Genomic DNA, 16,500 nt, shown 5'->3' on the forward strand with positions numbered 1-16,500 from the left:
CTGCGAGCTGTGAGCTTTGAGCTTTGAGCTGATAGCTGTTAACTCGCAGATCGCAGCTAATAACTCACAACTCCAGCTTCTCCACCCATTCCCAGGCCAGGGCATCCGCCCTGGCTACATTACCCTCATTGAACACCATGGCGACCACGGTATCCCGTTCGGGAACCAGCACCAGCAGGCTGTACCACATGGTATTGGAGCCGTTGTGCCAGAGCATGGGCCCAGTGTCAGCGCTGCCTTCACGCAACACCCAGCCAAAGGCATAGTTTTCAAGAACAGGGCTGTGCAGGCGCTGATAACTGCTGGCACTCAGCAGGGTGCCTTCACCCCGCTCACCGCGCAGGTGCTCGTAGCCATAACGCGCCAGGTCTTCGACCGTCATGTGCACCGTACCGGCCGGGCCGATGATGGCATTGTTGTCTGCTGTCTCACTGGCGGCCAGGGTGATGCCCAGCAGGTATCGATGGCCGCGTGGCTCGGTTAGTGATTCCCCGTCACTCCGGGGTGGCCCAAAGCCGGCACTGCCTAGATCCAGCGGCGCGAACAAACGCTCGCGCATGGCTTGCTCCCAGCCCTGACCGGTTAAGGTTTCTATTACTACACCGGCGAGGGTATACCCCACATTAGAGTACTCGAACCCGGAGCCAGGCGTGGATCTCGGCGGCTTTTTCAACACCTCCAGTACCGCCTGCCGGCGTGCAGCCGGGCGCTCTGCTTCTTCGGGTGATGACGTCATATTGACCCGTAGAGAAAAGTTCGCCGGCAAGCCTGCGGTATGGCTCAGTACCTGCGCCAGCGTCAACCCTTCCCAGCCCGTGTCTGCCGTGTCGGTCATGCCCAGAACGGGAGGCAGTGGTGTATCCCAGCCTATGTCACCGGCCTCTACCAAACTGGCCAGTACCGTCGCCGTCATCGACTTGGTGACCGAACCAATGTGCCAGCGATCGGTCACGGTGACCGGAACGCCAGACCCTTTTTTGCGGTCACCCGCGGCACCGAGGTATCGAACCTCACCGCCCTGAATCACGACGGCCGCCATGCCGACGAGGCCAGTTTCAGCCTGTTGTTGCTGTAGCCAGACATCGTCCATAACCTGCTCCCTCTCCTCGGCCAGACTCATCGCCGGCGCGTGCGACAACAGCATCAAGCCGGCCCAGAGCATTACGCGATAATTTCGACGAGTGAACTTGTTCATTGCAAACACTGGGGTTACCTTGGAAAGCTCTGATTGAGCTGTGAAGTAGATGTAAACCAGTCGCTTGGCTGCGCCAATGACCAGAAGTCACCTTTGTAAAACCCTAGGGAACACCGGGATGTTAGTCAAAAAATTACCAGTCACCTTTATGGTGCTATGCCTGGTGGCCACAACCGTGCTGGCCGGGTGCGCAACCGCCCCTACGCCTGCCCGGAATGACGACGATAACCTGCTCGGGCAAGACGTTCGCCTGTTGTACCAGCAGTGGGGAGAGCCCGAATACCGCTCCAACGCGACCGCTGAAGAACAGCAACTTCATATCTGGGACATCCGTGGCTGCAAAAACAACATAACCACCCGGCCCGATGGCACCATTATTGGCTATGCCGTAACCGGTGATTGCCCATAATCAGCCGGGGCCAACCCGACCTGGTCGATGAACACTCACAGGAGTTCACTGCGTGACGACAGCGCCCCGTTTCAGCCTGAAAATACGCCTGCACCAGGGCGATGCCATCGCGCTTGGCCCGGGTAAAATCGAGCTGCTCGAAGCGCTGCACACCACCGGCTCCATCAGCTCGGCGGCGCGCAGCATGAACATGAGCTATCGCCGTGCCTGGCTGCTGATCGATACCATGAACCAGTGCTTTGAAAGCCCACTGGTCAGTACCGCCAAAGGCGGCAAAGGTGGCGGCGGCGCTCATCTGACGGAACGGGGTGAACAGGTACTGAAGCAATATCAGCAGATGGAGCGCGCCGCCCTTCACAGTATAGAAGCCGACGTTGCAGCGTTAATGGCACACCTGAAACCTCAGTGAACGGCAATGCCTTTGATCAGTGCCCACACCCGGTCTCCCGGCTGCAAGGCCAGTTGCCGGCGTGAGCGTTCGGTAATGCGCGACAGCAGCACCTGCGTGCCCAGCCTGAGTGCGATCAGCACATGCCCCGGCTGCGGATCGGCTTCCAGCGCCTCAATCTGCACCGACAGGCAATTAAGCACACTGCTGTCGGTCGCCGGTACCTGGCTGATCGTCACATCCCGGGCCGCTACGCTCAACCGCACCCGGGTGCCACAGGCCTGGTTCAACTGGGAGACCCAGACTGACTGACCATCGCACACCACCTCGGTCAGATGGTCGGCCTCATCCTGGCGGGTAACTACGCCTTCCAACAGAGCTTGTGCGCCCTGCTGATGCGCCAACGGCATGTCGAGCCGGGTGAGCACCCGGGCTACCGGGCCCTGGGTCAACACCCGGCCGTCATCCATCAACACCAGCTGGTCAGCCAGCCGCAACACTTCATCCTGGCTGTGGCTGACATACACCACGGGCAACGCCAGGGTGCGATGCAGTTGCTCCAGATAGGGCAGAATCTCGGCCTTGCTGTCGCTGTCGAGCGAGGCCAGGGGCTCATCCATCAACAACAAATCTGGGCTCGTCAGCAGCGCCCGACCCAGCGCCACACGCTGGCGCTGGCCACCGGAGAGCTGATCCGGGTAACGATTCAGCAGGGGTGCCAGCCCCAGCAATTCGATGGTCGTCTGCCACTCGACGCGCCGATGCGACGGCGCCACTCGTCGCCAGCCGTAGCGCAGATTGCGCTCCACGGTCAGGTGGGCAAAGAGGCTGGCTTCCTGAAACACATAGCCCAGAGCACGCCGGTGCGTCGCCAGGCTCTGACTACCCGCTTGCCAGACTTCACCGGCAACGTCCAACTGCCCCCGGGCATCCGGCTCAAGCCCCGCCATGCACCGCAGCAGGCTGGTCTTACCGCAACCAGAGCGACCAAAAACAGCGGTAACACCCCGGTCGGCCAGATCAAAGGCGGCATCCAGCGTGAAGTCACCCCGTCTAAGCTGAAAACGGACCTTCATTGCACCACCCCTACCAGACGAAAGCGACGGTTCAGGGCGTAGACAGCCAGCAATAACGAGAACGCCAGCACCAGCAACACCAGCGAAAGGCCATGAGCCGCGCCGTAGTTGAGCGCCTCAACATGGTTGTAGATGGCGATTGACGCCACCTGCGTCTGGCCGGGAATACTGCCGCCAATCATCAGCAGCACACCGAATTCACCCAGGGTATGGGCAAAAGACAACACAAAGGCGGTGAGAAAGCCGCGCCGTGTTAGCGGCAACACCACAGACAGAAAACGATCGGAAGGCCCGGCACGCAGGGTTGCGGCGGCTTCGAGCGGCCGGGTGCCCAGGCTTTGAAAGGCATTCTGCAGCGGTTGCACCACAAACGGCAGGGAATAAACCATCGACCCGATGACCAGGCCGGTAAAGCTGAACGCCAGATGGGTAAGCCCAATCGACTCCAGCGCCCCGCCTATGGCGCCCCTCGGGCCCAGCAATATCAGCAGATAAAAACCGATCACCGTCGGTGGCAACACCAGCGGCAATGCCACCAGCGCTTCAATCAGCACCTTGGCCCGGCTTGGCGTAAAGGCCAGCCACCAGGCCAGGGGAACGCAGAGCACCAGTAGCAGAACCGTGCTGATCAGGGCGAGCCTGAGTGTCAGCAACAAGGCTATCCAGTCTGCCTCGGCGATGCCGGCTATCACCATCTCAGCACCTCAGGGAACGTCGGCGGGCAGATCATACCCGTACGACTGAAACAACGTCGCCGCCTCAGACCCGCGCAGGTAATCGGCGAAATGCCGGGCGACCTCGTTTTGCGCGGCACGGCGGGTCACCACCAGCCCCTGTTCCAGCGGCTGGTGGACGCCAGCGTCGATCAGCGCGTGCCCACCCTGCGCTGCGATACCGGGGTTCAGCACCTGTGCCAGGGCAACGATACCAACCTCCGCAGCGCCGCTTTGCACCAGTTGCAGGGTGCCGGAGACGTTGTCGCCATAGACCAGCCGGGGCTGCAGAGCATCCCAGAGACCGGCAGAGATCAGCGCTTCTTTTGCCCGCGCGCCATAGGGCGCAAGCCGGGGGTTGGCGATGGCCACCCGGCGGAAACGCTCATCGGCCAGGTCAGCGAGCGCCAGCGATTGCGCATCGACCGTATTGCTCCAGATCGCGATGCGACCGATGGCGTATGGCATCACCTCACTGGCGGCAAAGCCGGCATTCACCAGCGCAGCGGGGTAGTCCATATCAGCCGAGAGGTAAACATCGAAGGGGGCACCGTGGGTGATTTGTGCGTAAAACCGGCCGGATGATCCGTATTGAACCTCGATCCGGTTTTCCGGATAACGCTCCCGATACTGCATCGCTATCGCCTCAAGTACGAAACGCAGCTGGGCAGCCGCAGCCACCCGGGTGATTTGCTGTGCCTGAACCGCCGTCACCATCAGCAGCGCCGTTGCCGCCAGGCCAGCCAACACCGTCTGACGGATCCACATGGTACGCTTCCTGATGTTAGGGCTTAAGTAACCGAAATATATAGCCATATATAACGCCTGACAACTCCCTACCCAGGCAGGTGCCACTCTGGTCAGGCATCCGGCGGGACATCATCCTGCTTGAATCGCTCCATCAGAGGTTTGACGCTGAGGCCGTGCAGGACGATGGACAAGGTCACCACAATTAACGTCAGACCAACCAGCTCCAGTGCGATCTGCTCGGGCAGACCATGCTGAATCGCATACATCAGGTAAAACAGCGAGCCTATGCCGCGAACGCCAAACCACCCCACCATGCCGCGCAGTGACCAGGAAGTGTTCGTACCCAGCAAGCCAATGTAAACACTCACCGGGCGGATGACGATGAACACAAACAAGGCCAGCAAGACCGAACGCGCACTCCAGGAATCGAGGAACAGCGTGCCACCGATCAGCAACACCAGCACCATTTCCGAGAGGCGCTCCAGTTGCTCCTTGAACAGCAGTGACCCGCCACTGACAGACGGTGGCGGGTCGACATTGGGGTCGGCGGGCTGCGCTTCCGGTTCAATCAGCGTCTGATCCGACTCGGGCAGGCGTTCCCGGGGGCTGGCCAGAGTCAGCTCGGTGTTGCGCAGGCTCACCGCTGCGAAAAAGACCGCCAGAAACCCCCAGGCACCCACAAGCAGACTCAGACCATAGGCCACACCGATCAGCCCCAGGCCCAGAAAGTTATCCATCAGGTTATGGCGCGGTGGCAATTCGCGCAGCTTGAAGGCGACCCGGGCCAGAACACTGCCGCACACCACCCCGATGGCAATTCCCGCTGCGGTTGCCCACACCACATCGACCAATACCCAGCGCAGATTGAATTCACCCAGATCGTGCAGGCCCAGCATGCCCAGCCCCAGCATCACAAACGGAAAGGCACTGCCATCATTCATGCCCGCTTCGCTGGTCAGCGTAAAACGCAGCGGATCACGATCACCGGGGTGGCGGGTTTGAACATCAGTGGCCAGTACCGGGTCGGTCGGCGCCAGAATGGCGCCCAGCAAGATTCCAACCCCCAGCGGAAAACCAAACACATAATAGGTAAAAGCCGCGACCAAACCGACACTGACAATCATCGATACCGACGCCAGCATCACCGGCGCACGCCAACTGGAGAGCGTAAACGGCACCGGCATTTTCACACCTGCGGAGAACAGTGAAATCAGCACCACGACTTCAGTGAGTATTTCCAGTAATGCCGATTCCTCGAGCGGGTTGAAGTGAAACACATTCAAAACCGTCGGGCCGAGCAACATTCCCAGCGCCAGATAAAACATGGCCGGCGTGATGGGCGAGCGTTCCAGCACGGTAGCCGTTAACCCCCGCGCCAGCATCAAGCCGCCAACCAGCAAAAACCAGAGCGAAGCAGACATGGTTCGTTTTCCGTATCGGGCAAATGAAAAGAGGGTGAGATGGCAGCACTCGTGTCAGCCAGTGTACCCGTCACGCCTGCCCAGCTTAGCGGGAAACCGGGCCGGTTTCCGTTCGCTACGCCTCATACCGGCGCATCACCCAAGCAGCTTTGTGGTTTATCGAACAGAGTAACGCGGCTTGTTAGTGCATACTGCGTGATTGGAGATTCTCCCACCACGATCGCCGTTCAGTGACCCATCCCCCGGCCAACACCCCGGCATGGCGGGAACGCGACAGCACAGGGCTTTTACCATGAAGATCCGCATTGGCTACGAACTGGAATTCAACTGCCCGCAACCGACGCCGATGATTCTCTCGCTGAGAGTGCACGCCAGCCGCGTCCCCGACCTGGACGAGCCCGACGATATTGCCGCAAACCCACCTATCCCGCTTATTGATTATGTCGACACCTACGGCAACCATTGCACCCGCCTCGTGGCCCCAAGCGGCATTTTGCGCCTATCCGCCAATGCCATCATCGGTGATAACGGCTTAGCCGATCCCATGAACCCCGCCGCGCAACAGTTACCGGTCGAAGACCTTCCTGACGACGTATTGCTGTACCTGCTCGGCAGTCGCTATTGCGAAACCGACCCGCTCGCCGATACCGCCTGGCGGGTGTGTGGCCATTACACCACGGGCTGGGACCGGGTCCAGGCGATCTGCGACTTTGTGCACCAGCATATTGAGTTTGGTTACCACCATGCGCGCCCTACCAGAACGGCCCTGGAAGCGATGCAGGAACAACAGGGTGTATGCCGCGATTTTTCTCACCTGGCCATTGCTCTGTGTCGCAGCATGAACATTCCCGCCCGCTACTGCACCGGCTACCTGAGCGATATCGGCATTCCTCCGCCCTATGGTGAGATGGATTTCGCGGCCTGGTTCGAAGCCTGGCTCGATGGCCAGTGGTACATTTTCGACCCACGCAACAATGAACGTCGCATCGGCCGCATTCTGATTGCACGCGGTCGCGATGCGGCCGATGTTGCCATCAGTACCTCGTTCGGGCCGAACGTCCTGCAAACATTCAAGGTATACACTGACGAAATTATCGAACGCCAGCCCGACCGGCCAAGGCAACTGGCCAACAGCGCACCCCTGTTCTGAGCCCGCGGCGCCGTCCTGTTTGGTCGTTGACCGTTGCAAAAGATCGCCACATTAATCCACCTCGCATTCAGGTACTATGAGTGACTGAACCCGGGGAAATGCCAGGAGCGAGCATGTCTACACCCATGGATCAACCCAGCATCTACAAAAAGCTGCGCGACAAGGCTGAAGCCCAGTTGCGGGCAGGCACGTCACCCAGTGGTGGCCACGGCACCATGGGAGTCGATGCCCTGCGCTTGCTGCACCGCCTATCCAGCAACCCCGAGAAAGCAGACGATGCGCTCAAGTTTCTGCACGAACTTCAGGTTCATCAGGTGGAGCTCGATCTGCAACATGAAGAGATCGCCGCCAACGAGCAAACCCTGGCCGACGATCTTGGGCTGTATGAGACACTCTACGAGTGTGCGCCCTTCGCCTACTGCGTGGTTGACCTGGAAAGCTGCGTCATTCATGGCAACCTTGCCGCTGCCGAACTGTTTGGAGTAGCCAGGGCGCATTTCGAAGGTCAGCACCTCGACGCCTTTTTAAACCCGCAAGATTTGCCAAAACTGCTCAGTTTACTCGCAACGGTTGCAAGAGATGGAAGCCGCGGCAGCTGTCTGGTTGAAAGCGGCAGAGAGACACTGTCGCCGCGGCAGTTGCTGTTTCAGGTAACGCCCGGGCCCGTGCCCGAGCAACTGCTACTGGTCTGTTACGAGCCTGGAAATGCGCAGTAGACTCATGGTTGACCGCACCAACAAGACGGCCTTGCATCCGCTCATGCCACGGGTGGATCAGTGACCCTTCGGATCATGGGCATAGGCGCCTCTGCCGGTGGCCTGGCTCCGCTGGAGCAATTACTGGCGCACATTCCACCCAACAGCCAGATGGCGTACATCGTGGTTCAGCACCTCGACCCCAACCACAAAGCGATGCTGTCAGAACTGCTGCAACGCGCGACTCCGATGACGGTCGAGGAAGCAACCCAGGGCAAGCGCATTGAACCGGATTGTGTGTATGTCATTCCACCCAATACCGAACTCAGTGTCGTCGACGGCGCCCTGCACCTGGCACCCCCTGCAGAACCCAGAGGCATGCGACTGCCGATCAACGTACTGTTCTCGTCACTGGCCAGCGCCTGTGGCGACAAAGCTATTGGTGTGGTGCTCTCGGGCATGGGCACAGATGGCACTCTGGGTTTGCAGGCGATCAAAGCCGTGGGCGGCCTCACCGCCGTGCAACAACCCGATACCGCTCAGTCAGACGCCATGCCCAACAGCGCCATCAGTGCACATTGTGCCGATATCGTTGCGCCACCCGAAGAGCTGCCCGCTCGCATCCGGTCGTGTATTGAGCACATGCCCGACCCGGCTCCACCTCACCAGCCGCCGCAGGAAACCCCGTCGGCCTCTACCCCGCTAAAGCGCATTTTGCATCTGTTGCAGGGGCGCACCCGGCATGACTTCTCCCTGTACAAGCCCAGCACCCTGAACCGTCGGATCGAACGGCGCATGGCGATACACAGCATCGACTCACTGCCACGATACGCCGATTTCCTGCAAAATAACCCCCAGGAAATCGACCTCCTGTTCAAAGAAGTGCTGATCGGGGTAACCAGTTTTTTCCGGGATGCACCCGTGTGGCAACACCTGGCAGACCGCACACTGCCCGACCTGCTGGCGCACCCTGGCAGAGAGACCAACCTGCGTGCCTGGGTGGTGGGCTGCTCAACCGGCGAAGAAGCCTACTCCCTGGCGATCACCTTCATCGAAGCGCTCGATAACCTGCCCCGTCCACACAACCTGACCCTGCAAATTTTCGCCTCCGACCTGAGCCCGGACGCCATTGCCACTGCCCGCCGCGGTTTATACCCGGCCGACATCCGTCACTGTGTGTCAGAGCAACGCCTGGCCCGCTTCTTTACCGCACAGAACGATGGCTACCAGATCAACAGCGAGCTGCGCGACCGGGTACTGTTCGCCCAGCAGGATGTGGTGCTCGACCCGCCATTCACCCGCCTCGACCTGATCTCCTGCCGCAACCTGCTGATCTACTTCGACCAGAGTCTGCAACGTAAACTGATTCCACTGTTTCATTACAGCCTGCGCAACAACGGTGTATTGTTGCTGGGCAGTTCAGAAACGGTTGGGCGTTACACCCAATTGTTTGCCCCCATTCAATCGAAACTGCGTCTCTACCAACGCCAGGCAATGACACAGGACAGCGACACCCGACTACCGGTAAAGTCGTTCCCTCCCCTAACCCACTTCGCCAAGGAGTTTCCCGTGCCATCCAGTAACACTACCCGGCCAGCGACCGACAACCTTCAAACCGCAGCCGATCAGTTGCTGCTGCAGGTTTACGCCCCAGCGGCTGTCGTGGTCAACGATGAAGGTGACATCGTTTACATCAGCGGGCGCACGGGAAAGTATCTGGAACCAGCGGCCGGCAAAGCCAACTGGAATTTTCACGCCATGGTGCGCGACGGTTTACGAACACCAATCGGCAGTGCACTGCATCAGGCCGCCGAACAAAGCGAACCATTGCACCTGCAAGGGCTTCAGGTGCAGCTGCCCGGCGGCGTCCTGCAAAACGTGGAGGTGACGGTGCAGGCCTTACGAGATCCCAGTGCACTGCGCGGCATGAAGATGATCGTCTTCCGGGACGTTGCCGCAGCCAATACCGGCAAAGTCAGCAAGGCCACCTCTAAATCAGCCACCCAGCAGGCTCACGCCGAAGAACTGCAACAATACCAGGATGAGATTCAGACACTGCGTGAAGAAAACCGGGCCTCTCGCGAAGAATTGCAATCGGCCAACGAAGAATTGCAGTCAACCAATGAAGAGCTGCAGTCGACTAACGAAGAACTGACAACCTCGAAAGAAGAAATGCAGTCAATGAACGAAGAACTGCAAACCATCAACGCCGAAATGCAGACCAAGCTCGACGACCTCGCCCTGGCGCAGAGCGATATGAAAAACCTGCTCAACAGCATTGAAATTGCCATTCTGTTTCTCGACCAAGACCTGAACCTGCGTCGCTTTACCGACCGGGCTTCAAAGATCATCAGCATCCGCGACAGCGACATCGGCCGCCCGCTCAGCGACCTGACCACCACCCTCAACTACCCGGATCTGAGCAGCGACGCCCAATCTACGCTGAACACACTCGTCTTTTCCGAAAAGCAAATTGCCAGCACCGACGGCCGCTGGTTTACAGTCAGAATCATGCCCTATCGCCGCCTGGACAACGTCATCGACGGCGTCGTCATCACCCTGCTCGACATTACCGATACCAAGGCGCTGGAACAGTCTTTGCGCAAGGACTTGCAGGCCTAATCCCGCTGGGGCAATACCAACCGATCGCACTTCGCCATTCAATTGAACAATTCAGATCAACCTTTATTGCTTAAAATTCAACAGCTTGCGCGGCAATTCTACTAAAACGCACTTTTTTGAGGCATCCAGCCTTGCCTAATGAAGGTTTGCTGTTAGTATGAATGTTCAATTGAACATCTAACAATAACAAACGTCTGGGGCAGGTCCTTTCAGGATGTTCAATTCAAGGCATGGAGCCTTCACGCATGGACCGCACCCAATGGAGAACCAACCATGAATCTGCATAAGAAAGTGCTCTGCCGCACAACCCTGATGGCATCCGCCTTGTTACTGGGCTTCAGCAGTCACGCGCTGGCCGAATGTGAACGCGGCGCGCTCGACGCCCTGTATTGCGACACAGATGGTGACATGGTGGCCGACCTGCCCACCGACGAATCACAATGGGTTGACCCCGACACACTGATTTTCGCTTACACCCCGGTTGAAGACCCCGCCATTTACTCTGATATCTGGCAGCCCTTCATTGACCACCTCGCTGAGGTCACCGGCAAGGATGTCCGCTTTTTTGCGGTGCAGTCCAACTCGGCTCAGGTTGAAGCCATGCGCAGTGGCCGCCTTCACGTAGCGGGCTTTTCAACTGGCCCGACGCCATTCGCTGTTAATTTGGCAGGTGCCGTGCCCTTTGCCTTAATGGGCTCAAGCTCCGGGCAGTTCGGCTATACACTGCAGGTATACACCCATGTCGACTCCGATATTTATGAAATGGCCGACCTGAAAGGCAAGCGCATCGCTCATACCTCGCCTACCTCCAACTCCGGCAACCAGGCACCCCGCGCCCTGTTCCCTGAGATGGGCGTTGTTCCAGGCGAAGATTATGAAATTTCGTTCTCTGGCAGCCACGACCAGTCCATGCTGGGTGTCGTTGCAAAAGATTACGATGCGGCACCAGTTGCCTCGGAAGTGGTGGAACGCATGGCCGCACGCGGCCTCTATGATGAGGAGGACGTGCGCCTGGTCTGGGAGTCGGATCGATTCCCGACCACCTCCTATAACCACGCCTACAACCTGCACCCCGAGCTTGCCGAAAAGGTGCGTCAGGCTTTTTATACCTTTGAATTCGCCGGTACCGAGCTGGGTGAAGAATTTGAAGGTGTAGAGACCTTTATCCCAATCAACTACAAGGATAACTGGCGCGTCATCCGCACCATTCAGGCCTCCAATGGTGTGCAGTACACCCGCGACAACCTTCAATAAGCTCTTCAAATAAGAATGGGTGCCTCCGCCCAAGGGTTGGAGGCACCGTCGGGAGTGAAACAGATGTTAGAAATCACCAACCTGGTAAAACGATACGGGCGCAACGATCCGGTGCTCAAAGGCCTTAATTTGAGTGTCGATGGCAGCAGCGTCGTGTCGATCGTCGGCGCGTCCGGTGCGGGCAAGAGCACCATGCTGCGCTGCATCAACCGACTGGTCGAACCGACCTCGGGCTCGATCAAGCTAAACGGTCATGAACTGGTCAACCTTCGTGGCAGCGAGCTGCGCCATTCCCGTCGACGCATCGGCATGGTGTTTCAGGGGTTCAACCTGATCGACCGGCTGACGGTAATGGAAAACGTTCTGTCCGGGCGGCTCGGTTATGTGTCGTTTTTCCAGGCGCTGACACGCCGCTTTCCGCAAACCGATATTGATCGTGCCTTCAACCTGATGGAGCGTGTGGGCATCGCGCACTACGCCAACAAACGGGCCGACCAGCTCTCCGGCGGTGAACGCCAGCGAGTTGCTGTGGTGCGCGCTCTGATGCAAGAACCGGAAATTCTGCTGGCCGATGAGCCCACCGCCTCGCTCGACCCGAAGACCTCTCAGCAGATCATGAGCTTGCTGCAAACCCTGGCCAGTGAAATGTCACTGCCCGTGCTGATTAATATTCACAACGTTACCCAGGCCCGTATGTATACCGATCGCATTGTCGGCATGCGCCATGGCCAGATGATATTCGACGGCGCGCCCAAAGATTTTAATCAGGACGCACTGGATGCCATTTATGGCGGCATCGAATCGCCGGAAGAAGACGGTGGTGAACCGCAACACCAGACGGCTCAGGAGGCACTGGCATGACACCCGTCAGAACCGCTACCGATGCGTCGTCGGGCAGGGTCTGGAAGAAACCCCCGTTTATTACCAACCCCTGGGTTCGGTATGGGCTGGTTGCCATCACCCTGGTGTATTTGTACTGGGCATTTTCAACACTGCCATTCAACTGGGAACGCATTGCCGAAGGCATGCCGCGTGCGCTAAGAATTTTTGGCGGCGCCTTTCCACCGAGTTTTGAACGCGCCGGCTTGCTGTGGACCGGCTTCAAGGAAAGCTTCCAGATCGCGTTTTTATCGACATTACTGGGTGTGTTTCTGTCGGTACCCATCGCGGTTATGGCGGCGCGCAACGTCGCTCCGCTACCGGTGTATTTGCTTGGGCGTACCATCATCATCGTGTCGCGCAGTTTTCATCCGGTCATCGTTGCCATCCTGTTTGTTGCAGCGGTCGGCTTTGGGCCACTGGCGGGCATTCTTACCCTCACGCTCTACTCCATCGGTTTTGTCGCCAAATTACTGGCTGAAGAGATTGAAGAGATCGACTGGGGCCAGGTGGAAGCCATGCGTTCGGTCGGTGCCGGCTATCTGAAGATGCTGATTTACGGTGTGTTCCCGCAAATCATGCCGCGTCAGATTGGCTTGTCGATGTACCAGCTCGACAGCAATTTACGCGCGTCGGCCGTCGTCGGCATTGTCGGCGCCGGTGGTATCGGTGGCACGCTGATGAACGCCTTTGGACGTTACGATTACGATTTCGCATTTGCCATTCTGCTGATGATCATCGGCATCATTCTGGTCAGTGAAGGCATCAGCGGATGGGTGAGGAAAAAAGTATGGTAGATCATGCAGCAAAACTGTCCGATCACGTCTGGTCTCGCTACGACCGCAAAGAGCAGTGGACGCGCTACGCAGTCTACCTGGTCACGCTGATCGCCATTGTCTGGGCGGTTCGCGACATCGACATTTTCTGGCCCTGGGTCTGGGATGCCCCCAACCAGATTCAAAACCTGGGCGCGCGCATGTGGCCGCCCCGGTTCGATACCTGGAATGCCATCTTCCATGCCATGCTGGAGACGGTACACATCGCCACCCTGTCGACCCTGCTGACCATTTTTATTGCCCTGCCGGTCTCCTACATCGCGGCACAGAACACAACACCGAACAAGGCTACCCTGTGGCTGGGCCGGTTTATTCTGGTTTCAAGCCGCTCGGTGAACACCATCATCTGGGCGCTGCTGTTCGTAGCTATTTTTGGCCCGGGTGTACTGGCTGGCATTCTCGCGGTGATGTTCCGGTCAGTTGGCTTTATCGGCAAACTGATGGGCGAGGCCATCGAAGAAATCGACCGGCGTCCGGTTGAAGCCATGGAAGCCACTGGCGCCAGCAAAATGAAGATTGTGCTGTACGCCATTGTGCCTCAGGTGATGCCGGCGTTCTTTGCCATCATCATTCTGCGCTGGGACATCAACATCCGCGAATCCACTGTGCTCGGTCTGGTGGGTGCCGGTGGCATCGGAGTGTTGCTGCAAGGGTCGATTGACCTCTTTGCCTGGCAGACCGTTGCAACCATTCTGCTGGCGATTGTCGCACTGGTTATTCTGGGTGAAGCGGTAACCAGCGCCCTGCGCAAGAAGGTCATTTGAAGTCGGCAAACGATGCCCGGGCGCTGCCTGCGGCATCTTCCGCCAGTCGAAACTCGCCGGCAAATCCGCTAGTATGGATTTGGCAAAGCTGATGTTCTGTTCACCGGGTTGGACCATGCCGAGGCGCGCCTCGTACAATATCAACAAGGGTTTACTGATAGTGGCTTTATTCTAATGGGTGCCAAAGAACGGCAGTACAGTATTCTCGAATGGGTGCGCGAACAAGAGCATGTCGAGGTTGAAGACATTGCCCGGCGCTTCGGTGTCACCACCCAAACCATTCGCCGGGATATCAACAGACTCTGCGAACAGGGTTTGTTACGCCGCCGTTACGGCGGTGTCAGTTTGCCGACCAGTGCGTCAAAAAGCCCACTGGGCGACCCCAAAGTCCGTAACCTGCTGGCCAAGCAACAGATGGCCCGGCGGGTTGCCGCTGACATACCTGAAAACGCCACCGTCAGTCTGGGCGTGGGCAGCAGCATAGAGCTGGTCGCTCAGGCGCTGATTCACCATCAGTCACTGCGCATTCTCACCAACAACCTGAGTGTCGCCTCGGCGCTTTCCGGAAACCCGGGCATCGAAGTGATTGTATCGGGCGGGCAATACCGGCATAACGATCACGATGTGGTCGGCCCGGAAGTCACCAACTTTTTCAGCTCCTTCATTACCGACTACGGGATCATCAGCACCGGCAGCATGGACCTGAACCACGGCCTGATGGACTACGACATTCGCGAAGCGGAAGCCAGCCGAGCCATCATTTCCAACACCCGGGCTCGTTTGCTTGTGGCTGATCAGAGCAAATGGACACTGAATTCACACTGCAAAGTAGCATCGTTCAAATACGTCGATCGTTTCTACACCGATAGCCTGCCCGGCGAACAACGGCAGAACCTACCAGATACGGTTGAGGTTATCGAATGCGGAGAAACCGACGCCTCGATCGACCAATCCGATGCATTATCGGTCAGCAACCTCTGACGTCCATCTGCCCCGTTTGGGTTATCCAAAACGCAAACCCCCGCACCTTGCCTTGAATCTGCAAACTCAGTTTCGCTGGTCCTTACAAAAAAGGCATGACGTCTATATCGAGCTGGCGCGCATCCAGCGTTCCAATAATGTCGTAACGACAGCCTTTTTTGGCCAGATCGACCAGCTCCGGCTCGACCTGAACCCGGTTCACGGTGCTGTAAAACACTCTGACCACCGGCTGCTTGGGGCTGCGTCGGTTCGCCTCAACGACTACCGCAGCGCGATTCCCCGACAACTCAACCAGCGCACCGACCGGGTAAACCGACAGGCACCGGATAAAATCGTACACCAGGTCTTTGTCGAGGTGGAAAACACTCCACTCAATCAGCTTTCTTAGCGCCATGTCGGGCGCCATGCCCGTGTGGTAGACGCGGTCTGCGGTCACGGCATCGTACACGTCGCAGATGGCCGCCATCCGGCCATAGCGATCGATCTGCTCCCCCGCCCTATTTCGCGGATAGCCTGTGCCGTCGAGCCGTTCATGATGAAGCTGGCAAATCGACCGGCTCAGGTCGCTCAACCCGGCCGTCACGTCCAGAATTTTCTCGCCATAGGTGACATGGCGCTTCATTTCCTCCCACTCTTCAGCTTCGAGCTTGCCGGGTTTGTGCAATATCGAATCAGGCACCAGTACCTTGCCTATATCGTGCAGAATGCCGCCGATCACAAGGTCCTTTAAGACGTTGGGCTCAAGCCGCATTGAGCGACCAAATATGCCCAGCAGAATGCCGACGTTTATCGAGTGTTGGAGAAGATAGGTATCTTTTGAGCGAATATGAGACAAGCACGCCAGGGCGTTTTCGTTGGTATTGAGCGATTCAAGCAGCTCTTCGGAGGTCTCATCGACCGCCGCCACATCGATGGGCTGGTTGTTTTTAACATCATTCAACACTTCATCCAGAACATTCCGGGCTTGCTGATAGCGCTTTTCAGCCCGGTCGCGCTCTTGCGACACAGGCACCCGCTTCACGGCCGTTCCGGCATCCGACTGAAGTTGCAACGACTCCAACTGCTGGGCTTGAATCTGTTTCTGTTCATCGGCCGGCAATGCCTCCGGGCAATCCAGTCCCTTGGCGGTGTCTATGTACAGTTCGGTAACCCCAAGCCGCTTGATCTTCTCGATGGTCGCCAGATTGCCAATCTTGCCACTTCGGGATGCGTTATTGCTCGGAACCCACTGGTTATTCAGATCGGAGACATACATTCCGGGCTTCAACATGCTGATCAGTATCTTCTTTATCACTGTACACCCCGAGCCATGATGAAAACCTGCCATTACCACCAGTCTATACTAGCAACATGCCCAATACCTGTCC

The 16,500-nt window shown here is 58.0% G+C and carries 16 protein-coding genes; 10 read left to right on the forward strand and 6 right to left on the reverse strand.

Going from position 1 to position 16,500, the window contains the following annotated elements; genetic code table 11:
• Positions 1-64: 64 nt before the first annotated feature.
• Positions 65-1,195, reverse strand: a complete 1,131-nt coding sequence (locus ACHUE7_RS17305; protein WP_394171134.1) for a serine hydrolase domain-containing protein — start codon at positions 1,193-1,195, stop codon at positions 65-67.
• Positions 1,196-1,313: 118 nt separating this feature from the next.
• On the opposite strand from ACHUE7_RS17305, the gene ACHUE7_RS17310 reads away from it, so the two are divergent.
• Both ACHUE7_RS17310 and ACHUE7_RS17315 read left to right on the forward strand, forming a co-directional pair.
• Positions 1,314-1,604: a hypothetical protein gene (locus tag ACHUE7_RS17310; RefSeq protein WP_394171135.1), complete on the forward strand. Its 291-nt coding sequence runs from the start codon at positions 1,314-1,316 to the stop codon at positions 1,602-1,604.
• Between the two features lie 52 nt (positions 1,605-1,656).
• Entirely contained in the window at positions 1,657-2,013 is a 357-nt protein-coding gene (locus ACHUE7_RS17315; protein WP_394171136.1) for a winged helix-turn-helix domain-containing protein, read from the forward strand.
• Here ACHUE7_RS17315 and modC read toward each other — a convergent pair.
• The 4 genes from modC to ACHUE7_RS17335 form a co-directional block, all read right to left on the reverse strand.
• Complete coding sequence (gene modC, locus ACHUE7_RS17320) at positions 2,007-3,068, reverse strand: molybdenum ABC transporter ATP-binding protein (RefSeq protein ID WP_394171137.1); 1,062 nt, start codon at positions 3,066-3,068, stop codon at positions 2,007-2,009. The two genes, ACHUE7_RS17315 and modC, sit on opposite strands and share 7 nt — an antisense overlap.
• Positions 3,065-3,763 carry a molybdate ABC transporter permease subunit gene (modB, locus tag ACHUE7_RS17325; RefSeq protein ID WP_394171138.1) on the reverse strand — a complete coding sequence of 233 codons (699 nt, stop codon included), beginning with the start codon at positions 3,761-3,763 and terminating at the stop codon, positions 3,065-3,067. The genes modC and modB overlap by 4 nt, the downstream gene beginning before the upstream one ends.
• Before the next feature lie 9 nt (positions 3,764-3,772).
• Positions 3,773-4,549: a molybdate ABC transporter substrate-binding protein gene (gene modA / locus ACHUE7_RS17330; protein WP_394171139.1), complete on the reverse strand. Its 777-nt coding sequence runs from the start codon at positions 4,547-4,549 to the stop codon at positions 3,773-3,775.
• Positions 4,550-4,641: 92 nt separating this feature from the next.
• Positions 4,642-5,952, reverse strand: a complete 1,311-nt coding sequence (locus ACHUE7_RS17335) for a cation:proton antiporter (protein WP_394171140.1) — start codon at positions 5,950-5,952, stop codon at positions 4,642-4,644.
• Between the two features lie 292 nt (positions 5,953-6,244).
• On the opposite strand from ACHUE7_RS17335, the gene ACHUE7_RS17340 reads away from it, so the two are divergent.
• The 8 genes from ACHUE7_RS17340 (at position 6,245) to ACHUE7_RS17375 (ending at position 15,133) form a co-directional block, all read left to right on the forward strand.
• The gene (locus tag ACHUE7_RS17340; protein ID WP_394171141.1) at positions 6,245-7,102 is read left to right on the forward strand and encodes a transglutaminase-like domain-containing protein; all 858 of its coding nucleotides are present in this window, start codon (positions 6,245-6,247) and stop codon (positions 7,100-7,102) included.
• Positions 7,103-7,215: 113 nt separating this feature from the next.
• Complete coding sequence (locus ACHUE7_RS17345; RefSeq protein ID WP_394171142.1) at positions 7,216-7,818, forward strand: PAS domain-containing protein; 603 nt, start codon at positions 7,216-7,218, stop codon at positions 7,816-7,818.
• A 60-nt stretch (positions 7,819-7,878) separates the two neighbouring features.
• Positions 7,879-10,419 (forward strand): chemotaxis protein CheB, encoded by a 2,541-nt coding sequence (locus tag ACHUE7_RS17350; protein ID WP_394171143.1) that lies wholly within the window; start codon positions 7,879-7,881, stop codon positions 10,417-10,419.
• A gap of 312 nt (positions 10,420-10,731) precedes the next feature.
• On the forward strand, positions 10,732-11,673 hold the full coding sequence (gene phnD / locus ACHUE7_RS17355; RefSeq protein ID WP_394171465.1) for a phosphate/phosphite/phosphonate ABC transporter substrate-binding protein: 942 nt from the start codon (positions 10,732-10,734) through the stop codon (positions 11,671-11,673).
• Positions 11,674-11,736: 63 nt separating this feature from the next.
• Positions 11,737-12,534 carry a phosphonate ABC transporter ATP-binding protein gene (gene phnC / locus ACHUE7_RS17360; protein WP_213676630.1) on the forward strand — a complete coding sequence of 266 codons (798 nt, stop codon included), beginning with the start codon at positions 11,737-11,739 and terminating at the stop codon, positions 12,532-12,534.
• Positions 12,531-13,349 (forward strand): phosphonate ABC transporter, permease protein PhnE, encoded by an 819-nt coding sequence (phnE, locus tag ACHUE7_RS17365; RefSeq protein WP_394171144.1) that lies wholly within the window; start codon positions 12,531-12,533, stop codon positions 13,347-13,349. The genes phnC and phnE (ACHUE7_RS17365) overlap by 4 nt, the downstream gene beginning before the upstream one ends.
• Positions 13,343-14,152: a phosphonate ABC transporter, permease protein PhnE gene (gene phnE / locus ACHUE7_RS17370; RefSeq protein WP_394171145.1), complete on the forward strand. Its 810-nt coding sequence runs from the start codon at positions 13,343-13,345 to the stop codon at positions 14,150-14,152. The genes phnE (ACHUE7_RS17365) and phnE (ACHUE7_RS17370) overlap by 7 nt, the downstream gene beginning before the upstream one ends.
• 174 nt (positions 14,153-14,326) lie before the next feature.
• Entirely contained in the window at positions 14,327-15,133 is an 807-nt protein-coding gene (locus ACHUE7_RS17375; protein ID WP_394171146.1) for a DeoR/GlpR family DNA-binding transcription regulator, read from the forward strand.
• Between the two features lie 82 nt (positions 15,134-15,215).
• Here ACHUE7_RS17375 and ACHUE7_RS17380 read toward each other — a convergent pair whose 3' ends face one another.
• Positions 15,216-16,460, reverse strand: coding sequence for an HD-GYP domain-containing protein (locus tag ACHUE7_RS17380; RefSeq protein WP_394171147.1), 1,245 nt, complete (start codon positions 16,458-16,460; stop codon positions 15,216-15,218).
• Positions 16,461-16,500: the final 40 nt, after the last annotated feature.

Origin of the sequence: Saccharospirillum alexandrii (assembly GCF_043641555.1) — a bacterium.
In the GTDB taxonomy this organism is placed as follows: domain Bacteria; phylum Pseudomonadota; class Gammaproteobacteria; order Pseudomonadales; family Natronospirillaceae; genus Saccharospirillum; species Saccharospirillum alexandrii_A.